The 6041-nt window shown below is 53.3% G+C and carries 6 protein-coding genes; 5 read left to right on the plus strand and 1 reads right to left on the minus strand.

The window, feature by feature from the left end:
- Positions 1–29: 29 nt before the first annotated feature.
- Positions 30–233, plus strand: a complete 204-nt coding sequence (locus tag ROO76_19525) for a DUF2934 domain-containing protein (GenBank protein ID MDT8070363.1) — start codon at positions 30–32, stop codon at positions 231–233.
- A 115-nt stretch (positions 234–348) separates the two neighbouring features.
- Positions 349–615: a hypothetical protein gene (locus ROO76_19530; protein MDT8070364.1), complete on the plus strand. Its 267-nt coding sequence runs from the start codon at positions 349–351 to the stop codon at positions 613–615.
- Positions 616–1600: 985 nt separating this feature from the next.
- Here ROO76_19530 and ROO76_19535 read toward each other — a convergent pair.
- Complete coding sequence (locus ROO76_19535; protein ID MDT8070365.1) at positions 1601–2680, minus strand: zinc-dependent alcohol dehydrogenase family protein; 1080 nt, start codon at positions 2678–2680, stop codon at positions 1601–1603.
- 600 nt (positions 2681–3280) lie between these two features.
- Between ROO76_19535 and ROO76_19540 the strand changes: the two genes are divergently transcribed.
- From ROO76_19540 to ROO76_19550, 3 genes are all read left to right on the plus strand, one after another.
- Positions 3281–3928, plus strand: coding sequence for a hypothetical protein (locus tag ROO76_19540; protein MDT8070366.1), 648 nt, complete (start codon positions 3281–3283; stop codon positions 3926–3928).
- Between the two features lie 182 nt (positions 3929–4110).
- Positions 4111–4548 carry a hypothetical protein gene (locus ROO76_19545; GenBank protein ID MDT8070367.1) on the plus strand — a complete coding sequence of 146 codons (438 nt, stop codon included), beginning with the start codon at positions 4111–4113 and terminating at the stop codon, positions 4546–4548.
- Between the two features lie 14 nt (positions 4549–4562).
- Positions 4563–6041: ATPase domain-containing protein (locus ROO76_19550; protein MDT8070368.1), on the plus strand; the 1479-nt coding region annotated here is incomplete at its 3' end.

Raw genomic sequence — 6041 nt, forward strand, 5'->3', positions numbered from 1 at the left:
CGCATATTCCGGTGAATACAGGAGGAACCATGAAGACTTTCCCCAATCCACCATCCTCCACCAAAACTCGAAACTCATCGATTGAACCTACGGCGGAGCTGCAAGAGAGAATCCGTGAACGTGCATACGAACTCTACGAACAACATGGACGAGAAGACGGGCATGATTGCGACGACTGGCTACAAGCTGAGTCAGAAATCACCGGAAAGCGAATGAAGACGGTCGCTGCTTAGTGAATCGTGTTTGGCTTCGTGTCTGAGATCACAGTACAAGGATTTGAGACACGAAGCTAACTTCGACAAGCCTCTCCGGGACTGAGTGCGGTTTCGAAGTACATAGGAGCTTCTTATGACTGTTTTGGAAAAAGCCGACGAGCAGGTGGCGGAATCAATCCGGAAACTTTCACACGCTACATCTTCCATGGCAGAAGCGATTGACGATGGTGTAGCTGTCATTCGTCTTGCTGTCAAACGTAGTGGCGATCTGGCTGAAGAACTCATGGACGATACGGCCCAACGTGTTAAGCGTCATCCAGTGGAAACTATGGTGGGGACGTTGGCGATTGGTCTGCTTGCGGGAGGTTTCTTCGGTTGGTTATTGTCACGGAAAAAGTAGGCCGAGGCGATCAAGATGCTCGCTGATTTTCATGGTTTTTGGGCGTAAGCGACTGCTATGCCGCGATTAGGAAATTACTTCGCGACGCGATTGTGACGTACCTCACTCGGCCTCGTAAGAGAAACCCGAGAGCAAACAGAACCCGGCTGACGTGACTAAGAGGCGATGAAAACCAATTGGCGCAGTCGGGGGGGGGGCACAAGGCTAAATGAAATTGCTGAGAAATGCGAATGAATTTCTGCAAAAGGAAACGGGGAGTCGGCTGGACTCCCCGCTCGTCAACTTCCATTCGGCGGATACGGAAAGTGTTTGCATCTACCCATATCTGCCCACGTAAAAGGTATTTATCCTTCCGCTTCGGGACGATCCGCAAAACGTACTCAGGAACCACGCCGAAGTTCTCTTTTCTAAGAAAGACAAAGTCATAATTAGTCCGACTAACCTCACTACCGTGTCCGGTCTTCGCCGACTTGGTTTCCCGGTCTAAAAGCTGCCGAACTATCTTTGCTCCTCTCGAGTTCCCTCGCGTCTGAGTGATTTTTGTAGGTCTTCTTGTCGGGTGGGACGAAGTTGATCTGCGCCACGACCTCGGATGTAGGTTGCCTATCATCGCCGCGGAAAACTCTGTATTCTCGCGTCACCTCACATGGTCGTGATCGGGCGGCGTCTTGGTGCTGGACATACTCCAGATGTTTAATTATCAGGTTCAGATCGGGAGATTTGATGTCAGCGGTGGATGAAGGTCCCTGCGACCAACAGGCAAGCGTCACCAAGAAAACGAACATCAGCAGCCAGGGTCCCGGTATAGCTGTCTTGGATCGCATTTCCAGAATCCCGCTCAGTTGACCAGCTTCCTCAATAACGCGGCAATTTGCTTCCAACACGTCCAATCCGAAGCCAGGACTAGGACGGGCCACTACCTCTTCACAAGCTCTATGTTTTCGCCCGTTTGCCTTAACTCATGCCAAGGGGGTTCTCAAAACCCTTAGGCCAAATGGGGAGAAACGCTGGCGGCCGTTTTCTTTCCGTCATTCTTGAGAACCACTTTAAGGGTCCCTTCCCTGGCTGCGCTTCCAAATACATCGTAGGCCTTCATGATGTCATCCATCGCGAAGCGATGAGTCACGAGTTTGTGCGGCTGCAGCTTCCCCGACTCCACAATCTTCAGTAGCACAGGGGTTGTGATCGTATCGACCAGCCGCGTCGTGATCGAGATGTTGCGGTCCCAGAGAGTTTCCAAGTGCAGGTACACTGGCTTGGCATGGACGCCAACATTCGCGATCCGTCCGCCGGCTGCGACCATCCCTTGGCAAATCTCGAAGGTGGCAGGAATTCCAACTGCCTCTATAGCGACGTCGACGCCCGCCCCCTCAGTAAGCTCCATGACATGATGGACGGCGCGTCCGTCAGCGCTGTTAATCAGAGCGGTTGCCCCAAACTGTTTTGCGACCGCCAAGCGCTTATCATCCAGGTCAATCATGAAGATCGCTGCTGGTGAATAAAATTGAGCTGTTAGAAGCACAGCAATTCCAACAGGCCCCGCGCCAACGATGGCGATAGTATCCCCAGGCTTCACCTGCCCATTCAAAACGCCACACTCAAAGCCAGTCGGCAGTATGTCGCTGAGCATTACGAAAGCTTCTTCATCCGCTCCAGGCGGTAAATGGTAGAGGCTCCCATCAGCGTACGGGATTCGCACGTACTCGGCCTGGGTTCCATCGAGAGTATTGCCCAAAACCCACCCGCCATGCCTGCAGTGAGAATACATACCCTTCCTGCAGGAACCGCACTTCAGACATGCTGTAACGCACGAAATAATCACCTTGTCGCCAACGTGAAACTCGGAGACGGTGCTTCCCACCTCCTCGACAACACCAATACCTTCGTGGCCGAGGATGCGGTTCTCGCTTACGGACGGGAGGTCTCCTTTGAGGATATGGAGATCCGTTCCGCAGATCGTCGAGGTGGAGACCCGCACTATGGCATCGTTACTATGCTGGATGGTAGGACGTGGCTTGTTCTCCCACGCATATTTACCAGGACCGTGGTAGACGAGCGCTTTCATGATTGCAGAGATTGTGCTTGCGGTGAGGTCGGGCAGATACGCGGTGTTCATTGAACAAAGCCTTCCGGACACGCCAGTTCCTGCATGCGGTCAAGGTATTCGCTGAAGGGCCCTTTGGCCCTTTCAGCCAGGGCTAAAAAGGGGACCGGCCGCATTTATACCAGGAGTGCGGTCGCTCCCCCATATTGGCCCTGAGCCCCACAACTAATCAGCTACTCTGCCCTAAAAGATCACTTCTGGCTGTGCAACATTGCACACATTCCAAAAGAGACGGATCGACTGATTACAAGTACTGAACTTTGAGTCCACCCGTAGGCATATTGAACGGGTCGCATCCCCTTTTATGAATCACTGATGAGTTGGCGACGCCTCGAACTTCCTATTGCAGGGGATCGTTCCGAAATGCTCGGCCCATAAGACGAGATTTGACATAAGGAATTGCATATCAGAGTCACGCAGCGCAGGTCTCGTGGCGGTGGTGCGAACAAATAGCACCGCCGAATGCTAACACCCCTATCTGAGGTAGCCCCAAAGGGAATAAAATGTTGATATTCGGCCCGTGTCCAAGCACGGGCCCCGCATCCTTTACGGGTAACGGAAATGATGCCTCCTCCAGAAACCCTGGATTTGTCTCGGCGGATTCTTACATTCGAAAACGTTGAGGGCGAGCCCTCCGGGCCGACTGGGGCCGCGACCGTTCGAGTTTATGAAAAGCTGCGCCAACATTTATGTGCACTCGCGGGAGTTGTTGGTTGTCAGGCGCTACTTTCTCGTGCATTGACGCTGGCTAAAGCGGAGGCTCCCGGCCTGAGCAAAGTCCAAGTCACCGCAGATGGACACTTGCAGGGGCTTAGTGAACTTGCACCGCAGATTGGCACCGACCAGGCGCACGAAGGAGCAGTTATTCTCCTTGCCCAGTTACTCGGGCTGTTACTCAGCATCATTGGGGAAGCTTTGACGTTGCGACTAGTGCAGGATCTGGCTCCTCATCTTACTGTCGTAGCGAAATCGGGTAGATCCGCGCCGTTTGAGACCATTCTGCAAGAAGCCAACCGACTCAAGGACGCGAGCGAGCGGCTTAAGTCGTTGGCCGACCAGCATCCCGTCGTGGAAGATGCACTGATGAGTATCTCAGGGAGTATCACCAATACGGCGAGCCTATTGGAAGTACTCGTTCACATCCGAGACAAGTCTGACAGTCTGCGTAAAACTCTGCCGAATGAAAAGACGGGACTCTTTGTCATGTGAGCTTGTCCCCGATCGTTACCCAGGAACATCGGCAGAGTTTTTACAAGGCAAAACGGCCAATGCCAGCCATACGACCATCCCCTTTAACAGAACGCGTCTTTCCGTACCCGGTTAGCGTCTCAATCGGGTAACATGACTGGATCAACGCCTCACAGCCAAAAGCGAGCCGCGAATTTTCATCCATGGCAAAGCGAGTAACGATTCCGCCCGAGACATTAAATTTGGCTCGGCGACTTCTTGCCTACGAGACGGTTGCTGGTGAGAACTCTGAGTCTGCAACTCTGCGCGTCTATGAAAAGCTACGCCGGGATTTATGTGAGCTCGCGGGAGTTACCGGGTTTCAGTTGCTCGCTTCTCGTGCCTTGACGCTAGCCAAGTCAGACGCTCCCAGTTTTAGCGTGGTGCAGGTCACTTCGGATGGACGCCTGGAGGGCCTGGGCGACCTTGATTTGAAAACGCACAAGGATCAGACAGCGGAGGATGGAGCTATCTTCATTGCCCGGTTACTGGGGCTGCTTCTTACCTTCATTGGTGAAGCTTTAACGACGCGATTAATGCAGGGTATGTGGCCGGATACGGCATTCGATGACATGCAATTGGGTGGCGGGAGAAAAGCGTGAGCACAAAAGATAAAGTGACCATAAACAAACTGCCAACCGGAGTACCGGGCCTCGATGAAATCGTTGGCGGCGGTCTTCCCGAGTTCTCTTTTAACATTATCGCCGGCGCCCCGGGAAGCGGCAAGACCACGCTCGCCCACCAATTCGTATTTGCCAATGCGACACCGGAGCGCCCCGCGCTCTATTTCACTGTCCTCGGCGAATCCGCCATAAAAATGCTGCGCTACCAGCAGCAGTACACTTTTTTCGACCCGAACAAATTGCTCAACTCCATCCGCTTCGTCAACCTGAGTCAAGTCGTTCTGGAGAAGGACTTGGGTGCGGTCTTGGAGGAGATTACCAAACAAGTTGAAGAATCAAACGCCGCCGTGGTGGTAGTGGACTCCTTCCGAACCATGGTACGGAAACCGCCAACGGGGCTCAGCGAAATGGAGTTGCAATCGTTCATTCAGCGGTTAGCTTTATTCCTGGCGAGTTGGCAAGCAACGACTTTTCTTATCGGTGAATATGCGGAAGATGAGCTGCGGGATAATCCTATTTTCACCGTCGCCGATGGCCTGTTCTGGCTGAGCCAGGCAGCCGAGCGAAATTCCATTGTGCGCAAGCTGCAGATTGTAAAACTGCGAGGCCAAGCTTCCGTACCTGGGCTACACACTTTTCGCATCACGAGTGCCGGGCTCCATGCCTTCTCACGTACTTTTGGACTGACGCGGAACGCAAAAAAACTAACGGGCCAGAGGCGCCTTTCCTTCGGTATTCCGGACTTGGACAAGATGCTGGGTGGCGGCATTCCCGAAGGCGACAGCGTTTTGGTGGCAGGATCTTCGGGAACCGGAAAATCGGTCTTGGCGACTCAATTCATTGCGGAAGGCATTCGCCAGGGCGAACCAGGCATTGTGGCAGTCTTTGAAGAACGACCACAAGCTTACGCCGAGCGGGCGGAAAGTTTTGGCCTGGATTTAGTAACACCGCAGGACGACGGGAAACTCGCAATCCTCTACCTCCGTCCGCTTGATCTCTCGGTGGATGAATCCATGCACTCGATTCTCGACGCGGTCCAGAAGATTGGTGCCAAGCGACTGGTGATCGATTCACTGGCGGGCTTTGAGATGGCGCTGTCGCCCGGCTTCCGCGCCGACTTTCGCGAATCGCTTTACCGGATGATCTTCGCGTTGACGGGGATCGGGGTGACGATCGTTAGTACCGTGGAGGTGGATGAATCGTTTACCGAGTTCCCGTTCAGCACTTATTCGATTTCCTTTCTCACCGATGACATCATCCGGCTTCGGTACGTGTCCATCAATGGGCAACTTCGCAAGATTATGGTCGTGATCAAGATGCGCGGGGGCAACCATGCCAAGGATATTCGCGAATATGAAATCACTTCCAAGGGTGTGGTCATCCTCGGCGAACGCCTCACGAACTATCAACGTCTTATCACCGGAATTCCGGAGCGTTTAAGATCATCCAAAAATAAAGAAGAAAACTCGGGT

Source organism: Terriglobia bacterium (assembly GCA_032252755.1).
Classification (GTDB): Bacteria; Acidobacteriota; Terriglobia; order Terriglobales; family Acidobacteriaceae; genus JAVUPY01.